The following is a 3,509-nucleotide window of genomic DNA, read 5'->3' on the forward strand; positions in this document are numbered from 1 at the left end:
CACTTCCGGAGGCTGCTGTGCGCGCATTCCGATTCTGTCTGTTTCTGTGTATCATCGTACTCTCGTCCTCCGCTGTCGCAGCGCCGGCGACGAGGGACTCGCTCGACGAAGTCCCGGCCGGTGATTGGGTCTATGCCGCGGTTGACGCGCTCATGCAGCGGGGCTTGGTTCACGGCTACGAGGCCGCGCCGTACAGCGGGCCGGTTCCGTTGACCCGCGGCGAGGTCGCCGGCATCGTCGTGCGCGCGGTTCGTGGAGTGGGGGAGGCGATGCAGACCCGCGGCCGCCAACTCGAGGTGCTCGCCCAGGCGCCGTCGGAGACGTGCCCCGAGGACGAGCCTTGCGCGCCGGCCGTCACCCGCGAAGACCTCGCCCGGATCGAGAAGCTCCTCGCCGAGTTCCGCAACGAACTCGTCACCGTGGGTGCCAACGTCGAGAAGATCGGCGTCGAACTCGAATCGCTGAAGGCGTCACTCGCCGAAACGCGCACCGAGGTGGACAAGCTCGCGCGGGAAGCCGCGCGCCATCGCATCTCCGGTTACACGCAGATGCGCTACACCGTGGACGGCTCGGCGAGCCCTGAATCTGAGTTCGCCATCCGCCGCGCGCGGGTGATGCTGTCAGGCCCGCTCAGCGACCGCGCGAGCTATAAGCTCCACTTCGACGTGCCGAGCCAGGCAAAGGCAAGTGAGAGTACCGCGCGCCTCAACGAGGCATACGCGACGCTCGATGTCGGCACGACCCGGCTGGTGGCCGGGCAATTCCCCGTGCCGTTCGGCTGGGAGCTGTGGACGTCCATGCGCGTCCTTGAGGCACCGGAACGCGCACTCGGCGTCAGGCGCTTGCTGCCGGATCAACGCTACGACCGAGGCGTGCGCGTTGACAGCAAGCTCGGCGACAAATGGCAGGCATGGGCCGCACTCGTCAATGGCACGGGAAGCAAGCGCGGCGACACCAACGAGCGCAAGGACGTGGCACTGCGCATCGCCCACGTTGACAAATCACTGGAGTACGGGCTGTCCGGGTACTACGGCATGGACACGCAGCCGGAGACCATGACGACTCCGCGCTACGACGCAGACCGGCACCTGATCGGCGCGCACGTGTCCGCCAAGCGTGGGCCTGCCGAGTTCAAGGGCGAAGTGATTGCAGGAACGGCCGCCCTGCCTAACGCGATCGCTCAGGGCGACAAGGACGTCCTCGCCTGGACCATCCTCGGCTCATATGCGCCGTGCCCGGCCAGCCAACTCGCAGTGCGCTTCCACCGTTTCGATCCCGACCGCGACGTATCAGGTGACAGCACCGACGTCACTTCCCTGATCTGGATGCGCCGGATCGACGACGCCGTGCGCCTGCGCGTGTCAGAGGAGTTCGTACGGCCCGACGTGGGAGGCAACTACGGGATCTTCACCACGGAACTCCAGATAGTCTACTGAGCAGGTGGATAGTGCGCTCCACCCGACTTGTAACACTACTCCTCATTCTTGCATGTGCAGGCTCGGCGCTGGCTGCCCCCAGGCCGGTCACGCTGGCCACGACGACCAGCACCCACGACACCGGGCTTCTCGACTACCTCGTGCCCGAGTTCGAGCGCCGCACCGGGATTGACGTCAAGGTCATCGCCGTCGGCACCGGCCAGGCGCTGGAGATCGGGCGCCGCGGCGACGCCGATCTCGTCCTGGTGCATGCGCCCGACCTGGAGCGCCAGTTCATGCGCGAGGGACACGCTTCCGGCCACTGGCGGCTGATGTACAACCATTTCGTCATCGTCGGACCCACCGACGATCCTGCCGGACTGCGCTCCACGCCCACGCCGGCGGCGGCCATGAACCGCATCGCCGATGCACGGGCCGCATTCGTCTCGCGCGGCGATGAGTCCGGCACCCATCACCGCGAGACAATGCTCTGGAAGGCTGCGCGAATCAAGCCCGAAGGCAATTGGTATGTCGAAGCAGGCTCCGGCATGGCCGCGACGCTGCGCATCGCCGACGAAAAGGACGCCTACACGCTCAGCGACATCGGAACGTACCTCGTCCAGAAGGGCAATCTGCGCCTCGCCGTGCTCTACGAAAAAGGCAACGAATTGCTCAATCCATATGGCCTCATGGCCATCAGCCCGAGGACGCATCCCTCGATCAATCACTCCGGCGCCATGCGGCTCGTCCACTACTTCCTGGCTCCGGAAACGCTCAAGCGTATCGGCTCCTTTGGCGCCGACCGCTTCGGCAGGTCACTGTTCCGTATCTACAAGCGACCGGCACCAGCCCGGTAGGATAGCCTCCCCGGCTGTCCAATAGTATATACACGCAGCCGCCGGCGGCCGCGAATCCGTTTACCGGCTAACTCGTGGACGACATCATCCAGGGCTTCGCGCACGCCGCACGCCTGCTCGTCAGCGGCGAGCAGGACGTGTGGGGCATTGTCTTCCGTTCCCTGATCGTGTCGGGGGTGAGCACCGCCCTCGGTTGCGCCATCGGCATACCCCTCGGCGCAGCGGTCGGCCTGCGTCGGTTCCGCGGCAAGCGGGCGGCCGTGGCTGTGCTCAACGTCGGCATGAGCTTGCCGCCCGTCGTCGTCGGCCTGTTCGTCTATCTTCTCCTGTCGCGCAGCGGGCCGCTGGGTTTCGTGCGCCTGCTCTACAGCGTGTCGGCGATGGTCATCGCGCAGACCATCCTCGCGGCGCCGCTGGTCGCCGCCCTGACCGTGTCGGCCGTGGAATCCGTGGACAGACGCGCCCGGACCCTCGCCCTGTCGCTCGGCGCGAGCGAGCTGCGCGCCACGCTGACGTTGCTCGGGGAAGCGCGGTTCGCCATGGGCGCGGCCGTCATCGCGGGCTTCGGCGCCGTGATCTCCGAGGTCGGCGCGGTGATGATCGTCGGCGGCAACATCGCCGGCCACACCCGCGTCATGACGACCGCGATCGTCCTCGAGACGGGCAAAGGTCAGTTCGACATCGCGATCGCCCTGGGCATTATCCTGTTGCTCATCGCATTCGTTGTGAACTTCGGCCTCGGCTTCTTGCAGAGGGGGCGATGATGGCCGGCGACCTCGCGATACGGGCCCGCGGGCTGACACGCCGCTACGGCACGCGCGAGGTGCTGCGAGATGTGACGCTGGACATACCGCGCGGCGGCGTGTTCTGCGTCTTCGGCCCCAACGGCGCGGGCAAGAGCACGCTGCTGAGATTGTTGGATCTGCTGGAAACGCCGGACCAGGGCGAGATCATCATCAGCGGCATCCGCGCCGCACCCGACGCGCGGCCCGCGCTGCGCCGGCAGATGGCAATGGCGTTCCAGTCGCCGTACCTGCTCCGCGCGAGCGTCGGCGCGAACGTGGGCTACGGGCTGCGCGCGCGCGGCTGCCCGCCGCGGCGCAGAAAGGAGCGCGTGCGCGAGGTGCTCGAGCGCGTCGGCGCGCTGCCCATGGCCCGCGAGCCCGCGTGGAAGCTGTCGGGCGGGGAAGCGCAGCTCGTGAGCATCGCGCGCGCCCTCGCTGTGGAGCCCGGAATC

The 3,509-nt window shown here is 67.3% G+C and carries 4 protein-coding genes; all 4 read left to right on the forward strand.

What is annotated here, in order from left to right; all coding sequences use genetic code 11:
• A partial coding sequence (locus tag JSV65_08650) for a hypothetical protein (GenBank protein UCH36407.1) occupies positions 1-1,436 on the forward strand: 1,436 nt, incomplete at its 5' end.
• Positions 1,433-2,272: a substrate-binding domain-containing protein gene (locus JSV65_08655; protein UCH36729.1), complete on the forward strand. Its 840-nt coding sequence runs from the start codon at positions 1,433-1,435 to the stop codon at positions 2,270-2,272. The genes JSV65_08650 and JSV65_08655, both read left to right, overlap by 4 nt.
• A gap of 74 nt (positions 2,273-2,346) precedes the next feature.
• Positions 2,347-3,036 carry an ABC transporter permease gene (locus tag JSV65_08660; protein UCH36408.1) on the forward strand — a complete coding sequence of 230 codons (690 nt, stop codon included), beginning with the start codon at positions 2,347-2,349 and terminating at the stop codon, positions 3,034-3,036.
• Positions 3,033-3,509, forward strand: a 477-nt coding sequence (locus JSV65_08665) for an ATP-binding cassette domain-containing protein (protein UCH36409.1), incomplete at its 3' end; no start/stop codon positions are given. The genes JSV65_08660 and JSV65_08665, both read left to right, overlap by 4 nt.

The sequence above is a fragment of the Armatimonadota bacterium genome (genome assembly GCA_020354555.1).
Taxonomy (GTDB): Bacteria; Armatimonadota; Hebobacteria.